20 protein-coding genes are annotated in these 20,145 nt (G+C 68.4%); 13 read left to right on the forward strand and 7 right to left on the reverse strand.

What is annotated here, in order from left to right; genetic code table 11:
* Nucleotides 1–116 precede the first annotated feature (116 nt).
* Nucleotides 117–446: a DUF3067 family protein gene (locus KBY95_RS04475; RefSeq protein WP_254963620.1), complete on the forward strand. Its 330-nt coding sequence runs from the start codon at nt 117–119 to the stop codon at nt 444–446.
* Nucleotides 447–455: 9 nt separating this feature from the next.
* On the opposite strand, the gene tatC is transcribed toward KBY95_RS04475, so the two are convergent.
* Entirely contained in the window at nt 456–1,214 is a 759-nt protein-coding gene (gene tatC / locus KBY95_RS04480; protein ID WP_254963622.1) for a twin-arginine translocase subunit TatC, read from the reverse strand.
* On the reverse strand, nt 1,211–2,914 hold the full coding sequence (locus tag KBY95_RS04485; RefSeq protein WP_254963624.1) for an NFACT family protein: 1,704 nt from the start codon (nt 2,912–2,914) through the stop codon (nt 1,211–1,213). The genes tatC and KBY95_RS04485 overlap by 4 nt, the downstream gene beginning before the upstream one ends.
* A gap of 60 nt (nt 2,915–2,974) precedes the next feature.
* Between KBY95_RS04485 and gmk the strand changes: the two genes are divergently transcribed.
* The gene (gmk, locus tag KBY95_RS04490) at nt 2,975–3,550 is read left to right on the forward strand and encodes a guanylate kinase (RefSeq protein ID WP_254963625.1); all 576 of its coding nucleotides are present in this window, start codon (nt 2,975–2,977) and stop codon (nt 3,548–3,550) included.
* Between the two features lie 89 nt (nt 3,551–3,639).
* Here the strand turns inward: gmk and psaJ are convergent, their stop codons facing one another.
* Nucleotides 3,640–3,756, reverse strand: coding sequence for a photosystem I reaction center subunit IX (psaJ, locus tag KBY95_RS04495; RefSeq protein ID WP_015110760.1), 117 nt, complete (start codon nt 3,754–3,756; stop codon nt 3,640–3,642).
* Between the two features lie 11 nt (nt 3,757–3,767).
* Nucleotides 3,768–4,277: a Photosystem I reaction center subunit III gene (locus KBY95_RS04500; RefSeq protein ID WP_254963627.1), complete on the reverse strand. Its 510-nt coding sequence runs from the start codon at nt 4,275–4,277 to the stop codon at nt 3,768–3,770.
* Between the two features lie 73 nt (nt 4,278–4,350).
* Between KBY95_RS04500 and tsaD the strand changes: the two genes are divergently transcribed.
* Nucleotides 4,351–5,406 (forward strand): tRNA (adenosine(37)-N6)-threonylcarbamoyltransferase complex transferase subunit TsaD, encoded by a 1,056-nt coding sequence (gene tsaD, locus KBY95_RS04505; RefSeq protein ID WP_254963628.1) that lies wholly within the window; start codon nt 4,351–4,353, stop codon nt 5,404–5,406.
* Between the two features lie 39 nt (nt 5,407–5,445).
* Nucleotides 5,446–5,643: a high light inducible protein gene (locus KBY95_RS04510; RefSeq protein ID WP_254963630.1), complete on the forward strand. Its 198-nt coding sequence runs from the start codon at nt 5,446–5,448 to the stop codon at nt 5,641–5,643.
* Nucleotides 5,644–5,647: 4 nt separating this feature from the next.
* On the opposite strand, the gene KBY95_RS04515 is transcribed toward KBY95_RS04510, so the two are convergent.
* Nucleotides 5,648–6,727, reverse strand: a complete 1,080-nt coding sequence (locus tag KBY95_RS04515) for a type IV pilus twitching motility protein PilT (RefSeq protein ID WP_254963631.1) — start codon at nt 6,725–6,727, stop codon at nt 5,648–5,650.
* A gap of 239 nt (nt 6,728–6,966) precedes the next feature.
* On the opposite strand from KBY95_RS04515, the gene wecB reads away from it, so the two are divergent.
* Nucleotides 6,967–8,088, forward strand: coding sequence for a non-hydrolyzing UDP-N-acetylglucosamine 2-epimerase (gene wecB, locus KBY95_RS04520; RefSeq protein WP_254963633.1), 1,122 nt, complete (start codon nt 6,967–6,969; stop codon nt 8,086–8,088).
* On the opposite strand, the gene KBY95_RS04525 is transcribed toward wecB, so the two are convergent.
* The gene (locus KBY95_RS04525) at nt 8,085–9,281 is read right to left on the reverse strand and encodes an efflux RND transporter periplasmic adaptor subunit (protein WP_254963635.1); all 1,197 of its coding nucleotides are present in this window, start codon (nt 9,279–9,281) and stop codon (nt 8,085–8,087) included. The two genes, wecB and KBY95_RS04525, sit on opposite strands and share 4 nt — an antisense overlap.
* 80 nt (nt 9,282–9,361) lie before the next feature.
* On the opposite strand from KBY95_RS04525, the gene ychF reads away from it, so the two are divergent.
* The 7 genes from ychF to KBY95_RS04560 all read left to right on the forward strand — a co-directional run bounded on the left by ychF (nt 9,362) and on the right by KBY95_RS04560 (nt 17,355).
* Complete coding sequence (ychF, locus tag KBY95_RS04530) at nt 9,362–10,453, forward strand: redox-regulated ATPase YchF (RefSeq protein ID WP_254963637.1); 1,092 nt, start codon at nt 9,362–9,364, stop codon at nt 10,451–10,453.
* Between the two features lie 10 nt (nt 10,454–10,463).
* Nucleotides 10,464–11,342: an NAD(P)-dependent oxidoreductase gene (locus tag KBY95_RS04535; RefSeq protein WP_254963639.1), complete on the forward strand. Its 879-nt coding sequence runs from the start codon at nt 10,464–10,466 to the stop codon at nt 11,340–11,342.
* 136 nt (nt 11,343–11,478) lie between these two features.
* Nucleotides 11,479–12,462, forward strand: a complete 984-nt coding sequence (locus KBY95_RS04540; RefSeq protein ID WP_254963732.1) for a glycosyltransferase family 2 protein — start codon at nt 11,479–11,481, stop codon at nt 12,460–12,462.
* A 109-nt stretch (nt 12,463–12,571) separates the two neighbouring features.
* Entirely contained in the window at nt 12,572–13,306 is a 735-nt protein-coding gene (locus tag KBY95_RS04545; RefSeq protein WP_254963640.1) for an ABC transporter ATP-binding protein, read from the forward strand.
* Nucleotides 13,303–15,933 carry an FtsX-like permease family protein gene (locus tag KBY95_RS04550; protein ID WP_254963641.1) on the forward strand — a complete coding sequence of 877 codons (2,631 nt, stop codon included), beginning with the start codon at nt 13,303–13,305 and terminating at the stop codon, nt 15,931–15,933. The genes KBY95_RS04545 and KBY95_RS04550 overlap by 4 nt, the downstream gene beginning before the upstream one ends.
* 14 nt (nt 15,934–15,947) lie before the next feature.
* Nucleotides 15,948–17,099: a lipocalin-like domain-containing protein gene (locus KBY95_RS04555; protein WP_254963643.1), complete on the forward strand. Its 1,152-nt coding sequence runs from the start codon at nt 15,948–15,950 to the stop codon at nt 17,097–17,099.
* Between the two features lie 34 nt (nt 17,100–17,133).
* Nucleotides 17,134–17,355, forward strand: a complete 222-nt coding sequence (locus KBY95_RS04560) for a hypothetical protein (RefSeq protein ID WP_254963645.1) — start codon at nt 17,134–17,136, stop codon at nt 17,353–17,355.
* Here the strand turns inward: KBY95_RS04560 and KBY95_RS04565 are convergent.
* Nucleotides 17,329–18,483 (reverse strand): MFS transporter, encoded by a 1,155-nt coding sequence (locus KBY95_RS04565; RefSeq protein WP_254963646.1) that lies wholly within the window; start codon nt 18,481–18,483, stop codon nt 17,329–17,331. The genes KBY95_RS04560 and KBY95_RS04565 overlap by 27 nt on opposite strands.
* 56 nt (nt 18,484–18,539) lie before the next feature.
* On the opposite strand from KBY95_RS04565, the gene KBY95_RS04570 reads away from it, so the two are divergent.
* Nucleotides 18,540–20,120, forward strand: a complete 1,581-nt coding sequence (locus KBY95_RS04570) for an alpha/beta hydrolase (RefSeq protein ID WP_254963648.1) — start codon at nt 18,540–18,542, stop codon at nt 20,118–20,120.
* The last annotated feature ends 25 nt before the right edge of the window (nt 20,121–20,145 follow it).

The following is a 20,145-nucleotide window of genomic DNA, read 5'->3' on the forward strand; positions in this document are numbered from 1 at the left end:
GCGGTGTGACCGATTGACGTGGCGCCCATTATGAACCTTGCCCTTCCCGGGCCGGGTCTGAGTCGCGCCTGCCGCAGGCCGGCTGCAACATGCTGTTGTGGAGTGTGCCTGCCGCCATGACCTCAGCTGAGCCGCTTCGCCGGGAGGAACTGATGGCGTTGCTGCGGAGCCGCTGGCAGGCCACCTATGACCTGCAGCTTGTCCAGCGTCGCGGCCGCCTGTATCTGCATGTGATGTGGGGCTACCTGGAGCAGCAGTCCTTCCCGCTCAGCCCCGAGGCCTACGAGGAGCATCTCGAGGCGCTGGTGGGCTCCCTCAATGGCCTTGGCGTGGCGGCCCAGGTGCGCCACTGGCTGCAGACCACCACCGACAAGCCTCGCCTGGGCAAGGCCCTCTCCCTGCCCCTGGAGCTGCCGGCGGGACGCGCCAGCGAGTTCATGCTCTGAGCCGGCGCCTCAGGTGGAGGGCGACGGGGAGGGCCGCAGTCCCTCGGCCAGGGCCACCAGCGCCACCCCCAGCAGGTAGAGGGCCGTGATCGCCCCGGTGAGCAGCAACATCGTGATCGGATCGGTGGAGGGCGTCAGCACCGCCCCAGCCAGGGCCGCCGCCAGCACCACCCAGCGCCAGGCGCCCAGCATCGTGCGCCAGTCGATCAGGCCAAGGGCGCCCAGCAGCAGCTGCAGCACCGGCAGCTGGAAGGCCAGGGCCGTGGCCACCATCAACAGCAGCACGAAATCGAGGTAGCGCTCGATCGACCAGATCGGCTCGACCACGTCGGCGCCGTAGGACACCAGGAAGCGCAGGGCGGCCGGCACCAGGGCCCACCAGGCAAAGGCCAGACCAGCGGCGAAGAGCACCGTGGAGCCGGCGACGGCGGGGGCCACCAGCCGCCGTTCCCGCCGGCTCAACCCCGGCAGCACGAAGGCCAGGATCTCGAACAGCACGTAGGGCAGGGCCAGAGTGAGCCCCGCGTAGCCGGCCACCTTCAACGACACGAACAGGAATTCACCGGGGGCCAGCTGCAGGAAGCGGATCCCTTCCGCCGGCACCTCCAGCAGCTTCACCAAGGGCCGCACACCCACCAGGCAGGCGGCGGCACCGACCACCACCGCCAGCAAGCTGCGCAGCACCCGCCGGCGGAGCTCCTCAAGGTGCTCCACCAGGCTCATCTGCACCTCGCCGGGGAAATTGTCCTCGGGGATGGAGTCGCTCATGGCCGTTCCGATCCCGGCAGCCTAGGGGGCTCCACCAGGAGTCCAGCGGCCCGCTCCGGCACCGCCCACATCACGTCGCCGCCGCGGTGGCGCACCGTTCCGGGGCCGGCGCCGGCGATGCGTTGCAGATCCCCGGTCGGCACCATCACCACCGCCACCCGGCCGTTGGCCCGGCCGCGGCTGAAATGGGCCGCCAGGTCGGCCGCCTCCCGCAGGTCCTCCTCGCTGGGGGTGCCCTCAGAGCCCTTGAGCACCACATGGCTGCCCGGGCACTCCTGGGCATGGAACCAGAGATCGCCGCGCCGGGCCTGCTGCAGGCTGATCCACTCGTTCTGACGATGGTTGCGGCCCACCTGCAACCGCAAGCCACCGCTGCTGCGCAGCTCCAGGGGGCTCGGAGCGCTGCCGGCCGGACCGCGCCGCGTGCGCCGGGAGGAGCCCGCTCCCTTGCCGTGGCGGGAGGGGAGCAGGGCCGGCAGATCCTCCTCGACGGCGGCGAGCTGCGCCTCGTTTTCCGCCTGCTCGACAAAGGTGAGGCTGGTGTCAATGGCGGCCAGCCGCTGCTGATGCAGCTCCAGCCTGGGGGTGATCGCGGCCACCGAACGGCGCAGCTTGCGGGCCCGGCGGTAGAGGCGCTGGGCTTCGTCGATTGCCTCCCGGGAGGGCGCCGGCTGGCTCAGCAGGCCATCGGCCCGGCGCTGCATCGCCTCGCTGCCGGGCACCGCCTCCAGCAGGCTCTGCTGCTCATCGGCATTGCGACGTTCCCGGACGGCGGCGTTCTGGAGGCGTTGCCGCAGGCTCGCCCGCCGCTGCTCCAGCTCCCGACGCCCCAGCCGATCGGTGTAGTAGCTCGCCAGGCCCCGGTTGATCGCCCAGGAGCTGGGCGAGGCGGCCGTTGCAACGGGATCCCAGCAGCGGTAGTCGCTGGGGCCGCCCCAGGCCAGGGCGAAGCGCTCCTGCTCCACCGTCTCCAGCCAGAGGCGCCAGCGCTGCCAGAGCCCCTGCCACTGCTCCGCCTGCAGGGTCTGCACCGGCAGCGGCAGCCAGGCGTCCGCCAGCTGGCGGGCCAGGGCCGGACCGACCCCCTGGTAGGCGCCCATCAGTGCCTGGCCCACCGTCTGGGGCAGCAGGCTGAGGCGCCGGCTCCAGGAGGCGAAATCCTCCTGGAGCCGGGGAGGTTCACCGGCCATGGGCGGCGGCGGCCCGTAGGCATCCCCGGTGCCGATCGGCCGCAGGCGCGAGCGGTCCTGGCGGACCTGGCGGGCCAGGGTGATCACCCGCCCGTCCTCGTCGAGCAGGAACAGGTTGCTGTGGCGCCCCATCACCTCAAGCACCAGCTGCCTGGCGATCGGCTCACCGGGCCTGGGGGCGAAGCCCAGGGTCACCACCCGCTCCCAGCCCAGCTGCTCCAGGCTCACCAGGGCCAGACCCCGCAGGCCATGCTGCAGCTGCTGGGCCAGGGTGCTGCCATCCCCCAGCCGCAGGGGCGGGTCGATGGCCAACAGGCGTGGGGCCTCCGCCAGCCAGCTGAGTTCCAGCCAGAGGGTTCCCTGCAGGCTGCGCAGGCCGAGCTGCAGCCGATGGGCATCGGGCTGCTGGGCCTTCTCAAAGCGACTGGGCAGCAGGCCGCGGCGCATCTCGACCAGCACGGCGCGCAGGCTGGTCACATCCATGGCCTGGATGGGCAGGGATGGGGCCATCGCCTCCACTGTCGCTTCCGTGCGGTCCACCCCTACTGTGCGCCCCAGCGCCAGCGATCCATGTCCTCCCCCCCCCGCCCCGGTCGGCTCACGGTGATCACCGGCCCCAGCGGGGTGGGCAAGGGGACCCTGGTGGCCAGGCTGCTGCAGCGCCATCCCGGGATCTGGCTGTCGGTGTCGGCCACCACCCGATCGCCCCGCGCCGGGGAGATCGACGGCCAGCACTATTTTTTCCTGACGCGGCCCGACTTCGAGCAAAGGGTGTCCAGTGGGGGCTTCCTGGAATGGGCCGCCTTCGCGGGGCACCTGTACGGCACCCCGAGGGACCCAGTGGAGGAGCATCTTGCCCAGGGCCAGCCGGTGCTGCTGGAGATCGAGCTGGAGGGGGCCCGCCAGGTGCGGTGCACCTTCCCGGCGGCTTTCCAGCTGTTGATCAAGCCGCCCAGCTTCGAGGAACTGGAGCGCCGCATCCGGGGCCGCGGCACCGACGCTGAGGAGGCGATCCAGAAGCGCCTGGCCCGGGCCCGGGTGGAACTGGAGGCCGAGGCCGAGTTCGATGCGGTGCTGGTCAACGGCGACCTTGATCTGGCCTTGCAGGAGCTGGAGGCGCTGCTGGGATGTCGCGACGCCGTCTGACACCCCAGCCAGGGGAAAGTGCCGCCATGAAAACGGCGGCCCGTCCAAGTGCCGCCGGGGGGAATTGGGTCAGACCTCTGGTGCAGGCTTCAGAGGGGATGGATGATCAGATCGGGGAAGAAGCGGAAGACCTCGATCGTGATGCCTGCGGTCAGGGTGAACCAGACGGCGGCCACGACGGGTGCGGTGGTGAGGAATTTTTTCATGGCTATTGGAATCAGCGGGGTGAAACGGTCACTTTGGAGTCGGACTCCACCATGGCTCCGCTGGTGAACTCCTTGAGGGCCGCCAGGGGCCAGACAGCGGCAGCCAGGGTGGTTTTGAACGCCAGGGGCAGATCGATCTGGATCTCCCGCATGGTGGCGTCCTTGCTGCCGCGGATGGCGATCAGGTAGCCACGGCCGGCCCAGCCGATCGTGCCGGCGATGTACAGAAAAAGGAGGCCCGGGATCGTGAAGTCGCCGGCGTGGCTCCAGCGGCCGTCCGTGATCAGGTGGGGCAGGCCGTCGGTGCCACAGAGGGCCTGCCCGTAGTACGCGAACCGGGCCTTGGCCTGATCGGTGCTGGCAGCGGCGGCGCGCTGCTGGAAGCGGGGGGTCTCGCTGCAGGGGGTGAGTCCGCCGATGTCGGCCTGGGCCGAAGGAGCGAAGCCGAAGAGCAGGAACGCCGAAGCGAGCAGGGCGAAAAGCCTGCTGGCGAACGGACGGCTGGAAAGAAGACGGCGCATGGAGAGGGGCCGCGGTGGAACTGCCGCGGGGCAGGATGGCTCGTGCGGACAGTAGGGGAGCTCTTCAGGGCGCATGAGCACGGTTCTGGCCCTCGAAACAAGTTGTGACGAGTCGGCGGCGGCGATCGTGTCCGGACGGCGGGTGTTGGCGGGGGCCGTCGCTTCCCAGATGGAGGAACATGCCCGCTGGGGTGGGGTGGTGCCGGAGATCGCCTCCCGCCGCCATGTGGAGGCGTTGCCGGGCCTGATCGCCCAGGTGCTGGAGGAGAGCGGTCTGGCCATGGCCGACCTCGATGCCATCGCCGCCACGGTCGCCCCCGGCCTGGCGGGGGCCCTGCTGGTGGGGTCGGTGACGGCCCGAACCTTGGCCCGACTGCATGCCAAACCGTTCTTGGGTGTGCACCACCTGGAGGGCCATCTCTGCTCGGTGCACCTGGGTGACCCCCTGCCGGAGGGGCCCTACCTGGTGCTGCTGGTGAGTGGTGGCCACACCGAGCTGGTCAAGGTGGAGGCTCCGGGGAGCTACGCCCGCCTGGGCCGCAGCCGCGACGATGCCGCCGGAGAATGCTTCGACAAGGTGGCCCGGCTGCTCGGGCTGGGCTACCCGGGCGGGCCGGCGATCGAGGCGGTGGCCGAGGACGGGGATCCAGGTCGCTTCCGCTTTCCCAAGGGGAGAGTTTCCCTGCCCCAGGGGGGCTACCACCCCTACGACTTCAGCTTCAGCGGCCTCAAGACGGCGGTGCTCCGCCAGGTGCAGACCCTCAGCCGCGACGGCGGCAGCCTGCCGGTGGCCGACCTGGCGGCGAGCTTCGAGCAGGTGGTGGCCGAGGTGCTCGTGGAGCGCAGCTGCCGCTGCGCCGTCGAGGCGGGGCTGAAGACCGTGGTGCTGGTGGGGGGCGTGGCCGCCAACCGACGGCTGCGCCTGCTCATGGCCGCGGCCACCGCCGCCCGGGGCCTCTGCTGGCGCGTTGCGCCCCTGACTTACTGCACCGATAACGCCGCCATGGTGGGCCTGGCCGCGATCGAGCGCTTCGAGGCGGGGGGGCGCAGCGGGATCGCCCTGGGGGTGGCGGCCCGGCTGCCCCTGGAGCAGGCCGGCACGCTCTATGCGCCACAACCTCCCTTTTGATGCCCTTAATGTGGGCTGATCGCCTCAAGGTCTGGCCCCATGGCCCCCGCGAATCCCCTGCCCATCGAGCAGATTGATCCAACGCTCAGCGACACGGAGCCTGTGTCCCAGCAGGAACTCAACTCCTGGCGTCGCGGTTTCACCCCCCAGGCCGAGATCTGGAATGGCCGTCTGGCCATGCTCGGACTTTCCGTCGGTCTTGGCGTTCTGTTGCTGGTTCGTCTGGTCGGAGGCTGAGGGCTCAGGTCCGCCCCCGCAGGGTCTGGGCCAGTTCGTCGGGCTTGAGGCTGGCGGCGAGGGCTTCTTCAGGATGAACCTTCCCGGCTGAAACCAGATTGGCCAGGTATTGGTTGGAGGTGATCATGCCGTCAAAACCACTGCGGGCCATGATGGCTTCAACCTCATCAAGATTGGCGCGCATGATGTAGTCCTTGCAGGCGTCGGTGTTGATGAAGACATCGTGATACGAGGCCCGTTTCCCATCCACGGTCTTGATCAGGCCCTGGGAGATCACCCCCAGCAGCGAATCAGCCACGGACCGCCGAATGATGTCCTGTTCATCGGGGGGGTACATCCCCAGCATCCGCTCCACGGAGCGCACCGCTGAATTGGTGTGCAGGGTCCCCAGCAGCAGGTGCCCAGTCTGGGACGCTTCGATGGCGGTGGTAAGGGTGTCCTGATCGCGGATCTCCCCCACCAGGATCACGTCGGGATCTTCCCTCAGGGCGGCCCTGAGAGCGGTCTTGAAGTATTTTGTATGGGTGCCAAGTTCTCTCTGGCGGATCAGGGACTGGCGACTCTGATGCACGAATTCCACCGGATCCTCAATGGTGAGGATGTGGCGCTTCATCGTGCGATTGATGTGGTCAATCACCGCAGCCAGGGTGGTGCTCTTGCCAGAACCGGTGGGTCCGGTGACCAGCAGCATTCCCTTGGGCCGTTGGGCCAGATCCTTCAGCACCTGCGGCAGGCTGAGCTCGTCGATGGTGGGAATGGACTGGGGAATCAACCGCAGCACCATTGCTGGACCCTGCAGCGACTCCAGCAGGTTGATCCTCACCCGCACGAAGCTGAAGGCGAACGATCCGTCGTGTTCCTTGTGCTGGACGAAGCGGTCGATCTGGGAGGGTTCCATGATCTCCCGCAACCAGTCTCGGAATGTGCCGGCATCGGTGACACCCAAGCCGGCCAGAATCATGTCGCCGCGATGGCGAAATCTGGGTTGTTCACCAACGCCGAGGTGAACATCGGAGAAATTGCGCTCGAAGGCCACCCGAACGATCTGCTCCAGCGTCGTCGGAGATGCACCATCCGAGGCCATCGGCGGGGTCTGAGCCGACCGCGCTCCTACCCCTTCCACCGGTGGGGGTGGTGGTGGTGCTTGGGCGTGTGACGTGGAAGAACGCTGCAAATCGGATGGGCGACCCAGCTGAAGGGTTCGGCTATCCGACAAATCCTAGGTGCGGATTCGCTGCTTGGAACATCAGCGTGGAGCGGTGACCTCCGCATGGGGGAGGGTCGATCGGGGGCTCCCTAGGATCGCTGGACCTGCTTCGGCCCGTGTCCCCACAGCCCCTGGTCAGCATCGTTCTGGGCACGCGCCCGGAGGCCATCAAGCTGGCGCCGGTGATCCTGGCTTTTCAGCGGGCCAAGGAATTCCGTACCCGGGTGGTGCTCACGGGGCAGCACCGCGAGATGGTCACCCAGGTGATGCGCCTGTTCGGCCTCAGCGCCGACCATGACCTGGCCCTGATGGCTCCCAAGCAGACCCTCACCCATGTTACCTGTGCGGCATTGCAGGGCCTGAAGGAGGAGTTTGAGGCGCATCGCCCGGATCTCGTCCTGGTGCAGGGCGACACCACCACGGCCTTCGCCAGTGCCCTGGCTGCGTTCTACGAGCAGATTCCCGTCGGCCATGTGGAGGCCGGCCTGCGCACCAACGACCTGCTCGATCCGTTTCCGGAGGAGGCGAACCGGCGTCTGATCTCCCAGCTGGCCCGGCTCCACTTCGCCCCCACGGCCCAGTCGGCGGCGAACTTGAAGGCCTCAGGGGTGGTGGGCGAGATCCTCACCACCGGCAACACGGTGATCGATGCCCTGCTGTTGATGGCCCGCACCGCTCCCGAATGGGACCTGCCCGGGCTCGACTGGCAAAACCAGCGGGTGCTGCTGGCCACCGTGCACCGTCGTGAGAACTGGGGAGAGCGGCTGCTTGAGATCGGCCAGGGCTTCCTGGCTCTGCTGGAACGCTTTCCTGACACGGCCCTGCTGCTGCCGCTGCACCGCAATCCCACGGTGCGTGAGCCCCTGCAGGCCCTGCTCGGCACCCATCCCCGCGCTTTCCTCACCGAACCCCTCGACTACGACCGCCTGGTGGCGGCGATGCGCGGCTGCACCCTGTTGCTCACCGATTCCGGTGGTCTGCAGGAGGAGGCGCCTGCCCTGGGCAAGCCCGTGCTGGTGCTGCGCCGCACCACCGAACGGCCCGAGGCGGTGGCGGCCGGCACGGCGAAGCTGATCGGCACCGACAGCGCGGTGATCCTGGCGGAGGCCAGTCGCCTGCTGGACGATCAGGAGGCTTACCAAGCCATGGCCCACGCCCACAATCCCTTTGGCGATGGTGCGGCCAGCGGCCGGATTGTGGAGGCGGCACGCCGCTACCTGGGGGTCGCCGCCGCTTAGGGACGCTTCTTCGCCCAGGGGGGCAGATCAATGAACACCCTGGTGCCGCTCTCCAGGCCCGTGAGGATCTGGGTGTCCTTGCCACTGCTGGAGCCGAGCTCCACCGGCTGGAAGGTGGGTTCCTGACCCTTGCCCACCAGCAGCACCCCAGGGCGGCCGTCCTCGGTGACGATCGCGACGGTGGGCACCACGGTCCTGGCCTGGAGGGTGCCGGTCTGGAAGTCGATGTCGGCGGTCATGCCGATGCGCAGTTCCGGGGCTGGATCGACGAGCTGGAGCTTCACCTCGAAGGACGTGACGTTGTTGGTCTTGACGGCCCTGGGGGCGATCTGACGCACCCGGGCGTCAAAGCGCCGGTCAGGGAAGGCATCGACGCGCACGCTGGCGGGCAGGCCCACCTTGAGCCTGCCGATGTCGCTCTCGGGCACCTTGGCAACCACTTCCAGGCCCTCGGACAGTTCCACGATCGAGGAACTGGTGGCGCCGGCGGTGGCCGACGCGGTGGTGGTGGGGGTGACGAAGGCGCCGGGCTCGGCGTAACGCTGGCTGATCACCCCGTCGAACGGGGCTCTCACGGTCAGCTCGCTTTTCTCCACCTGCCGTTGTTCGAGCCGTTGCTGGGCCGCAGAGGTGGCCAGCCGTCGGACTTCCGCGTCGGCCCGGAAGCGGTTCATGTCGTTGAGGCTGATCGCCCCCTGGCGGAACAGGGGTTCGTTGCGGCGCAGCTCGCTGTCGCTGCGGCGTTGTTCGGCCTGCGCCGACAGCACGTTGGCCTGCAGTTCGGTCAACCGGTCGAGCAGGTCGCCGTCGTCCATCAGGGCCAGGGGCTGGCCCTTGCGCACCGTGTCTCCCTCGTCGACCAGCAGCTCCACCAGGATGCCCTGCCGCTTGGGGCTGACATTCACCCGCTGGACGGCATCCAGTTCACCGCTGGCGGTGATCACTCCGGGCAGGGATCCTTCGCGGGCGACCACGGTGAAGGGGGCCAGGTCGCGCCCCGTCTGCAGCCGTTGCCGCTGCCAGAGTCCGGCTGAGGCGAGCAGGGCCAACCCCACCACCAGGCCAATCCAGACGCGACGACGGACACGACGCTTGGCCCCGACGGGGGCGGCCGGTGGCGACGGGCTCCGGGTGGGAGCTGGAGCCGGCGGCAGGGGGGTGATGGCGGGAATGGGCCGGCGTTTCGCTGCCATCAGTTTCGCTCGCCTGGGCCGCTGTTGTGGACGGGGGGAGACCGAAAGGGGCCTGGCACGGTGACCCCTAGATTTCGCCGATGCTCAAAGCCGGAATCGTCGGGCTGCCCAACGTGGGCAAGTCGACCCTCTTCAACGCCCTGGTGGCCAACGCCCAGGCCCAGGCGGCCAACTTCCCGTTCTGCACCATCGAACCCAATGTGGGGGTGGTGGCGGTGCCGGATGAGCGCCTGCAGAAGCTCTCCGATCTCTCCCGTTCCAAGGAGATCGTGCCGACGCGCGTGGAATTCGTGGACATCGCCGGGCTGGTGCAGGGGGCGAGCCAGGGGGAGGGGCTGGGCAACAAGTTCCTGGCCAACATCCGCGAGGTGGATGCGATCGTCCACGTGGTGCGTTGCTTCGACGACGACGACGTGATCCACGTCTCCGGCAGCGTCGATCCGGAGCGGGATGCCGAGATCATCAACCTGGAACTGGGGCTGGCGGACCTGGCCCAGATCGAGAAGCGGCGCGACCGTCTCAAGAAGCAGACGCGCACCAGCAAGGAGGCCGCCGCCGAAGATGCGGCCCTGGCCAGACTGCAGGCCGAACTGGAGCAGGGCGGTGCCGCCCGCCGGGTGTCCCTGAGCGAGGAGGAGCAGGCCCTGGTGCGCAACCTCGGCCTGCTCACCGCCAAGCCGATCATCTACGCCACCAATGTGAGCGAGGACGACCTCGCCAGCGGCAACGCCTGGGTGAGCGCTGTGGAGGCCCTGGCCGCCCGGGAGGGGGCCGAAGCCGTTCGCATCTCCGCCCAGGTGGAGGCCGAACTGGTCGACCTGGCCGCTGAGGAGCGCTCCGACTATCTGGCCGGGCTGGGGGTGAACGAAGGCGGCCTGCAGAGCCTGATCCGCGCCACCTATCGCCTGCTGGGTCTGCGCACCTACTTCACCACGGGCGAGAAGGAAACCCGGGCCTGGACGATCACCGCCGGCATGACCGCCCCCCAGGCCGCCGGCGTGATCCACACCGATTTCGAGCGGGGCTTCATCCGTGCCCAGACCATCTCCTACGGCCAGTTGCTGGAGGCCGGCACCCTGGCCGAGGCCCGCAACCGGGGCTGGCTGCGCAGCGAGGGCAAGGAGTACGTGGTGGCCGAGGGGGATGTGATGGAGTTCCTGTTCAACGTCTGACCACCAGGCCATGTCCCTACCCGTCGGTTTCATCGGCCTGGGGGCGCTGGGAGCTCCGATGGCGGCCAACCTGCTGGCGAAGGGTTTTGCGCTCACGGTTCATAACCGCCAGCGGGACCGGGAGCTGCCCCTGGCCGCCGCCGGGGCCCGTCGCGCGGCCACACCGGCGGCGGCGGCCCAGGGCGCCGCTGTGCTGGTGCTCTGCCTGAGCGACGACGTGGCGGTGGCGGCGGTGCTGCTGGGTGAGGGGGGCGACAACGGCGTCGCCGCCCTGGCGGGCCTGGTGCCCGGGTCCCTGGTGGTGGATGTCTCCACCATCGCGCCGGCGACCTCCCGTGCCATGGCCGCTGCCCTGGCCGAGCGCGGCGTGGCCTATCTCGATGCGCCGGTGACGGGTGGCACCGAGGGGGCCCAGGCGGGCACCCTCTCGGTGCTGGTGGGTGGAGCGGCCGCCGACCTGGAGCGGGCCCGGCCCCTGCTGGAGGCGGTGGGCCGGACGATCACCCACCTCGGCCCGGTGGGGGCCGGCCAGGAGGCCAAGGCCGTCAACCAGGTGCTGGTGGCGGGCTGTTATGCGGCGGTGGCGGAGGCCTTGGCCCTGGGGCAGCGTCTGGGGCTGCCGATGGAGGAGGTCCGTCAGGCGCTGGTGGATGGGGCCGCCGGCTCCTGGGCCCTGGAGCACCGCGGTGGTTTGATGCTGCGGGGCGAATTCCCGCTCGGCTTCCGGGTGCGCCTGCACCGCAAGGATCTGGCGATCGCCCTGGAGTCCGCCGCCGCCGCTGGCCTGGAGCTGCCGGTGGCGCGCCAGGTGGCGGCGATGGAGGACGACCTGATCGCAGCCGGGCACGGCGATGAGGACGTGTCGGCCCTGGCCCGCTGGTTCCTATGACAGTCCAGGGACAAATGAAGGGTGATCCGCTCTTTCCCCAAGCGGCGGAGTCGGAGATTGCTTTCGGCCTGTCTTAGCTTTTGTCTGACGCTATTGCTGAGGAGGTGACAAGGGAGTTATGAACATCGCATGCGTGATGATGCAGAAAAACGAATCCATTCTGCTCGAAGCATGGATTCGTTATCATGCTGAGATGGTCGGTAAGGAGAATTTATTCATTTTTGATAATGGCTCGACCATCTCTTCTGTGATTCAAGTTCTCAAAGAAGCAGAGAGTAGTGGAGTCAGGATCTTCTGGGAGTATTCAACGGTTAGGAACTTCCTTGAGAAGGGAGCTTTGATCGCTGATTTGATTCAGAGGTTAGACCGCGAAGAGGACTTTGATTTCTACTTTCCGCTTGACTGCGATGAATTTCTCGCTTGCCAAACGGAATCCGGACCATCCTGTTGTCGAAAGGATATCGAAGAGGCATTGCGGCCTTACAAAGGCAGTGCGGACGTGCTTGTTATTCAGCACAAATATTGGAATCATCCTTACCGACAAAACTTCTACTCAATCCCGACGTCTAGCCGGAAATGCTTTTTTGCCAATGGAGCTTGTGATTATCTTGATCTGGGTTATCACAAGGGACGTTCGCGACTTGGGGCCGGTCAGGCGAAAACTGCAATTATCTATTTTGAATTCCACTATTTACCCTATCGTTTTCATAGGCAATACTGCAGGCAGAAGCTTTCCGGTCGCTTGACAGACTTTTCAAGGAGATCATTGCGAGCCTACGAGGCCAAGCAAATGGGCGGCTTTCATAACGCAGGTCATCTCCTGGAGGGCAAGTACGATTATGTGCGATCATTCCTCCGATCAGAATATCAACTGGAGATACCCACGATCCTGTGTTCGTTTGATCGTCTTGGGATTGATCACGGCTCATTGTGTGAGCCTGAACCGCCTATCCCCAGACTCTTGTGGCTCTTTCTGCTGAGATCAAGGCAGACCTTCATGCATCGAATCGATGACATCATCGACGCACTTCACCGAGCCCCCGGGGAGCTGAAGAGACTCATGGTGAGGTCCTTCAAGTCGTTGATCCGTCTGCTCCGTAGGCTATGGCAGCCAGGCTGACCGAGGCTTTCCCACTTCGGATTGCCCTGATTCCTTTCGCACGATGGAGCTGATCAGATGCCTACCTTGATGTGGCCCATCCAGTAACTCAAGACTCAAGCCTGTCCCAATGTCCGATTTCTGCTCCGAGGCCGTCAACCCCACGCCCGCCATTGAGTTGCAGGCCCTAGTCAAGGCCTTTCAGGAAGGCGACACGGAGCGGACGGTGCTGGAGGCTGTCGACCTGGTCGTCGACCCTGGTCAGTTCGTTGTTTTGCTGGGCCAGAGCGGCAGCGGTAAGAGCACCTTGCTGCATCTGATCGGTGGCATCGACACCCCCTCCTCCGGCAGTGTCTGCATCGGCGGGGTGGACCTCACGGCACTCGACGAGAGACGCCGCACCCTCTTTCGCCGCGATCGCATCGGCTTCATCTTCCAGTTCTTCAACCTGATTCCCACCCTGTCGGTGCTGGAGAACGTCACCCTGCCCAGCGAGCTGGCGGGCTTGCCCCGCCCGGCCCTGGAGCAGGCGGCCCTCGATCTGCTCGGACAGGTGGGGCTGGCGGACCGGGCCGACACCATGCCGGATCGGCTGTCCGGGGGGCAGCAGCAGCGCGTGGCCATCGCCCGCGCCCTGCTGCACCAGCCCCTGCTGATCCTGGCCGACGAGCCCACCGGCAACCTCGATGAACACACCGGCGAGCAGGTGCTGCGGCTGTTGATCGCCCTCACCCGCCAGCAGGGCCGCACCCTGATCATGGCCACCCACAACGGGGCCATCGCGGCGCAGGCCGACCGGGTGCTGCGGGTGCAGGAGGGCCACCTGCTGGAGGCCGGTGCCCCCACAAGGCCGGTGACGGCGTGAGCGAAGGACATCCTTTGGCCGTGGTCCGTAACGGCCCCCTCTGGCGCCTGGCGGCCCGTCGCTGGCGCCGCCGTCCCTTGCAGTACCTGCTCTGCATCCTGGGCATCGCCCTGGGGGTGGCGATGCTGGTGTCGATCGATCTGGCCAGTGGCTCGGCCCAGCGGGCCTTCTCCCTGTCCACTGACGCCATCACTGGCCGCACCACCCATCGGTTGGTGGCGATCGGGCCCGGTGGCGTTCCCGAGACCACTTTTGTTGAGCTGCGCCGCCGCTTCCCCGAGATCCCAGCCGCACCAGTGATCGAGACCTACGGCCGGGCCCAGGAACTGGACGGTGAGCTGATGCGGGTCGTCGGCGTTGATCTGTTCAGTGAAGCGCCCTTCCGCGGTCTGCTGGGAGGCGGTGGCGGTGGTGAACGGGGAGGTGGCGGTGGCAAGGGTTTCGTGCCCTTCCTCACCGAACCCGGCACGGCCGTGATCGCCACCGAGACCGCCGAGCGCTACGGCCTCCATCCCGGCGCCGCCGACGGCTCCGGCACGTTGCATCTCGATCTGGCCGGGCGCATGTCTGAGCTGCAGCTGGTGGGCAGTGTCAGCAGTGACGCGGCCCTGGAGCGCCGCGGCCTTGAAACGCTGCTGCTGGTTGACATCGCCACCGCCCAGGACCTGCTCAACCCCGCCGGTGCCAAGGCGGTGCCGGCGGTGGGTCACATCGATCTGATCCTGGAGAGCCCCGCCCAGGAGGCGGCCCTCAGCGAATGGCTGCCCAGCGGGCTCAAGCTGGAGACGGCGGCAGCGCGCGGCAACGCTGTGCAGCAGATGACGGCCGCCTTCGAGCTCAACCTCACCGCCATGAGCCTGCTGGCGATGGTGGTGGGCATCTTTCTCATCTACAACACGGTCACGTTCAGCGTCGTGCAGCGCCGCAGCCTGTTCGGGGTGCTGCGCTGCCTGGGGGTGACCCGGGGCCAGCTGTTTACCCTCATCCTGGGCGAGGCGGCCCTGTTCAGCCTGGTGGGGTCTCTGCTGGGCCTGGTGCTGGGGGTGGTGCTGGGGCGCACCGTCGTGGGTCTGATCACCCAGACGATCAACGACTTCTATTTCGTGGTCTCGGTGCGACAGATCAGCCTGTCAGGGATCACCCTGGCCAAGGGAATGCTGGTCGGGGTGGCCTCCGCCCTGGTGGCCTCAGCCCTGCCCGCCTGGGAGGCGATGGCTACCCCACCGCAGATGACCCTGCAGCGCTCCAGCCTGGAGGCTGGCTGGCAGCGGCTGCTGCCCTGGTTCCTGCTGGCGTCCTTGCTCAGCGCCGGCCTCGGGGTGTTGTTGCTCCGCTGGGACAGCAGCGGTCTGGTGCCCGCCTTCGCCGGCGTGTTCGCCGTGCTGATGGGCGCCGCCCTGTTGATGCCGCCGGTGCTGGTCGCCGCCATGGAGGCTCTGGGCCGGGCCAGCCGCGGCCTGGGGGTGGTGGCCCGCCTGGCTCCCCGCGACATCCTGCGCTCCCTCAGCCGCACCGCGGTGGCCGTGGCGGCCCTGATGGTGGCGGTGTCGGTGATCGTGGGCCTTTCGATCATGATCGGCTCCTTCCGGGGCACGGTGGTCACCTGGCTCGACCAGACCCTGCAGGCTGATCTGTTCGTCTCCCCCCCCAGCACCACGGCCAACCGGGTGCTGGGCAAGGTGGATCCCGCCATTGTTGAGGCCATCGCCGAGCGCCCCGACCTGCGGGCCATGGTCACCTACAACAACTTCGATGTGCACCTGGTCGACCAGGACCGGGACATCACCCTGATCGCCGCCGGCGGCGATGTGTCCGCCGGCCGCCGGCCCTACGCCTGGATCCGCCCTGGGCTCGGCGACCCCTTCGCCGCCCTGGAGGCCCGCGAGGGGGTGATCCTCTCCGAGGCCGTCTACCGGCGCGATGGCCACAGCGCCATCCCCGAGCAGGTCAGGCTTGAAACCCCCGAGGGCGAGCAGAGTTTTCCGGTGATCGCGGTCTTTTACGACTACTCCTCCGATCGCGGCAGTGTGCTGATGGACCGCTCCCAGGTGGCGGAGCTCTGGCACGACGACAGCGTCGCCTCCCTGGGCCTGTTCCTGGCCCCCGGCGCCGATGCCGAGACGGTGGCCGCCGAGCTGCGCCAGGGCTTCGGCTCCCGCCAGACGCTGCTGGTGCAGACCAACGGCTCCCTGCGCCAGGGCTCGCTGGAGATCTTCGATCGCACGTTTGCCATCACCGGCGCCCTGCAGTTGCTCACGGTGCTGGTGGCCTTCATCGGCATCTTCAGCACCCTGATGAGCCTGCAGCTGGAGCGGGGCCGGGAATTCGCCGTACTGCGGGCCACCGGCATGACACCCCGCCAGCTGGGGCGCCTCACCCTGCTGGAGACGGGCCTGATGGGTCTGCTGGCCGGGGCCTGCTCGATGCCCCTGGGCTTCGTGCTGGCCTGGGTGCTGGTGCATGTGATCAACGTGCGCTCCTTTGGCTGGACCCTCCAGATCGCGCTGGAGCCGCGCTTCTTCATCCAGTCGTTGTTGATCGCCGTGGGGGCGGCCGTGCTGGCGGGCCTCTATCCGGCCCGGCGCCTCGGCCGGATGAACATCAGTGAGGCGTTGCGGCAGGAATGAATCACCGCCATCCCGTGCGCGCCCTGCTGGCCCTGGTGGTCGTGTTGCTGCTGGGCCTGGTTGGCCCCAGCCCAGCTGGAGCCAGCAGCCGCATCCAATGGGGGGAGACGCCGGTGCCCCAGGGCTTCGCCCGGGCCCTCACCCCTCGCCAGTGGCGCTTTCCCGCCGATTTCGGTGCCCATCCCGACCACCAGACCGAGTGGTGGTACTACACGGGCAACCTGGAATCCGCTGACGGACGGCCCTTCGGCTATCAGTTCACGATTTTCCGCCAGGCCCTGGTGCCCACGGGGCCCTCGGCCCAGGCTTCCGGGGGCGCCGCGTCGGCCTGGCGCACCCCCCAGGTGTATTCCGCCCATTTCACGGTCAGCGACATCGCCGCCGACACCTTTCTGCAGGAGGAGCGCTTCGCCCGCGGCGCCCTCGGCCTGGCCGGGGCCGAGGGTGATCCCTATGCGGTCTGGCTCAACGACTGGCGCATCAGCGCCGAGGGGTCCGACCAGGTGAGGCTGCGGGCCGCCACCGGCGCCATGGCCATCGATCTGACCCTGCGCCAGAGCCGGCCCCCGGTGCTCCAGGGCCAGGACGGCCTCAGCCGCAAAGGGCCGGAAGCGGGCAACGCCTCGCACTATTACTCCCTCGTGCAGCAGCCCACCGAGGGCACAATCACGGTGGCAGGCCGCGACCATGCCGTTCGCGGTGTCAGCTGGAAGGACCATGAGTTCTCCACCAGCGTCCTGAGCCCGGGCACCGTCGGCTGGGACTGGTTCTCCGCCCAGTTCGAGGACGGCTCCGCCCTGATGCTCTACGGCCTGCGCCGGGAGGACGGCGGCAAAGAACCGTTCAGCGGTGGCCGCTGGATCGATGGCGACGACGAGCTGGAACTGGGCGCCGAGGACTACGACCTCACGGTCATGGCCACCTGGCGCAGCCCCCACAGCGGCGCCCGCTACCCCGCCGCCTGGAGGCTCACCATTCCACGGCTGGACCTGGAGCTGGTGATCACGCCGCAGATGGCGGATCAGGAGCTGAGCACGTCGTCGGCCACCTATTGGGAGGGAGCTCTGCGCTACAGGGGCCATCGCGGTGAGCAAGAGCTCCGGGGCCGGGGCTACGGCGAACTCACCGGTTACGCCGACCGCCTCGACAGCCTGCGGGGTGGGTGATCGGCGAGGATGGATCCAACAGGAGCGCAGGGCCATGGCAGCAACGGACCACCCCAACACCCCGTCTCCCCTGCCGGATGCCGCGGGCGAAACCTCCGAGCATCCCCATAACTTCGAGGCCCAGAAGGAGATCCATCGCCGCATCCGCAATGATCCGGACTACGACGACTGGGAGTACGGCACCGAGCCCCTGCCCCATGAGGCCTGGGTAGAAAAGCAGGCGGCAGCGTCAGCCGAACGTCCTGCGGGGGCCTAGGTCCCGCACCAGCAGCAGACCCCCCAGACAGGCCAGGGCCATCAGCAGCCACAGGCCGGTGCCATGGCCCTGGCCATCCAGCAGCCGGCCGGCGAGCAGCGGTGCCCCGAAGCCGCTGATGGCGAAACACTGGGAGAGCAGGGCCATGCCCAGTCCCTGGTGCTCGAGCGGGCAACGCTCCACCACCGCTTCGGTGGCGGTGGGCAGGAAGGCGGTCACCCCGAGGGCCAGCGGCAGCTGGGCCAGCAGCAGCAGAGCCAGGCCGCGTTCGCTGAGCGCGGAGGCCGCCAGCAGCAGGTTGCCGGCGGCAAAACTGAGCAGGCTGAGGTTCAGGCCGGCCGTCACCGGCCGCCGGGCCAGGGCCTGACCCACCGGCCACTGGAGCAGCAGCACCAGGCCCAACTGCAGGCCGATGGTGAGGGCGCCGAGGCTCACCGGCAGGGCACGGCGCTGCAGGCTGCCCCGCACCAGCTCCAGCGGCAGGGCGCTTTGCATCAGGGCCGGCATCGCCGTGGCCAACACCGCAATGGCCAGCAGTGGCACCAGGCCAGGGATCCACTGGCCCCAGGGACTGGGGTGGGCCAGGGACTCCCTGGGCCTGGGATCCGGCAGGCCCTGCCGCAGCAGCACCAGCAGCAACAGGAGCATGCAGCCGATGTCCACGGCATAGATGCCCCGCAACCATCCCCGCCAGGCGAGCCCGGCCCCCACCAGCGCCCCGGTGGCGATGCCGAGGGCATCGGCGCTGCGGGTCAGGGCGAAGGCCCGCCCCGAGCTCACCGGCGCGCAGCTGAGCGGCACCGCCAGCTCCATCGCGGGCCAGTAGAACCCCATGGCCATACCGAGCAGCACCTGCCCCTGCAGGTAGCCAGCGAAGGACCCGGTGCCCATCAGTCGGGTGTCGCCGGCGATGGCCATCAGCGCCGCCAGCAGCACCGGCACCGAACAGTTCAGTCCCCGATCCAGCAACACGCCACTCAGGAACCGGCCCAGGGTGCCCGCCACCGCCGCCAGGGCCAGCCCCTCGGTGACCCGGCCGGCGCTGAACTGCGCCTGGTGGAACACCATCGGCGTCAGATACAGCACGCCACCGGCCCCGAGCATGGCGATCGTGCGGATCAGGGCCACTTCGCGCAGGGCTGCTGGAAACTGGGTGAACCAGGACCGCGCCCTGGCCCTCCCCTGTGCCTGTCTCACACCGCCGCCGCCAACTCAAGGGCCTGCTGGCCAGTCTGCTGATCGCCGTGCCCGGCCTGGTGCCCGCGGCCATGGCCGCAGAGGTGCTCGAGCTGCGGTTCGATGGCCTGGAGCTGCCGGTGAATCTGGAGCAGCTCGATGGTTGGGCCAGGAGCCCCGGTGGGCGGTCCGGCGGCGGCGGCGACCTGGCGGTCTGGCTGGATCTGCTGGATCCCCGCAGTCGCCAGGACTTGAAAATCCTGCTGCGCGCCCCCCTGCTGCGGGACACCAGCTTCGGCCAGCAGCTGCTGGACAGCTGGACCGGGAGTCAGATGCTGGCTCGCCTGGGCGACCTGCTCACCACCTCCGAGGGCCGCAGCACCACGGCGGTGCTGCAGACCACCCTGCGGCGGATGCTGGAGACGCGTCAGGACGTCTCCACCATCGGCCTGTTGCGGGCCCTGCCGGTGCAGCGGCTGAGCCTCCAGCTCGATGGCCTCTACGACCTGGCCCTGCAGTGGCGCCAGCAGATCGACCTGCAGCGCCAGGCTCTGCGGCGCCTCCAAGCCCTGGCGCTGCCGGAGCGCCGCACCGTTCCCTTCGCCTTCGGTGAACGCACCTCCCTGCGGCCGCGCCGGCAGTTGCTGGCGGTGGCGCACCGTTCGCAGCCCCTGCCCCTGGAGATCTGGCCGGCGCTGGCCCCGGCGAATCGGCCCTGGTTGCTGATGATGCCCGGCTTGGGGGGCAATGCCGACCAGTTCGGCTGGCTGGCCAGTGAGCTGGCCGAACGGGGCTGGCCGGTGGTGGTGATTCAGCACCCCGGCAGTGACGGCCCTGCGCTCAAGGCCGCCCTCGACGGCCAGCGGCCCCCGCCGGGCGCCGAGACCCTGGCCATCCGGCTGGCCGACATCACCGCGGTGCTGGCGGCCCAGCGGCGCGGTGATCTGCCGGTGCAGGGCAAGGGCGTGGTGCTCCTTGGCCATTCGATGGGGGGCCTCTCCGCCCTGCTGGCGGCTGGTGTGGTGCCGGAACCCGGCCTAAGTGAGCGTTGCCGCAAGGCCCTCGACCGCCTGCCGATCGCCAATCCCTCCCGGCTGCTCCAGTGCCAGTTGTCCAGCACGGAACTGCCGGAGCGCTCCTCCCCTCCCGCGGACCTGCGGGGGCTGGTGCTGCTCAACGGCTTCGGCAGCCTGCTCTGGCCCCGTCGGGGCCTGGCCTCGCTCGGGGTGCCGGTCCTGATGGTGGGGGGCAGCCTCGATCTGGTCACGCCGCCCCTGGAGGAGCAGCTGCGCCTGTTTCTGCAGGGGCGGGATCCCCGCAGTCGCCTGGTGATGGTGGAAGGCGGCAGCCATTTCTCGCCCGTGCGGCTGATGCCCACCGACGAGGTGCTCTTTCGCCTCGATGAGGAGCTGGTGGGGGTGGATCCGGCCCGGGTGCAATCGGCGCTGCTGCGTCTCACCACCGAGTACCTCCACACCCTGGAGCAGCCCCTGCTGCTGCCTGCCCAGCGGCGGGTGCAGCAAGGGGTCACCCTTGATGTGCTTGATGCCGCCGCTGCCCGGCGCTGGAAAGCTGGCCTGAAGCCCTGATTCCGGGGGCCAGTTCCGGCTTGGA

The organism is Cyanobium sp. Aljojuca 7A6 (assembly GCF_024346455.1).
Classification (GTDB): Bacteria; Cyanobacteriota; Cyanobacteriia; order PCC-6307; family Cyanobiaceae; genus Cyanobium.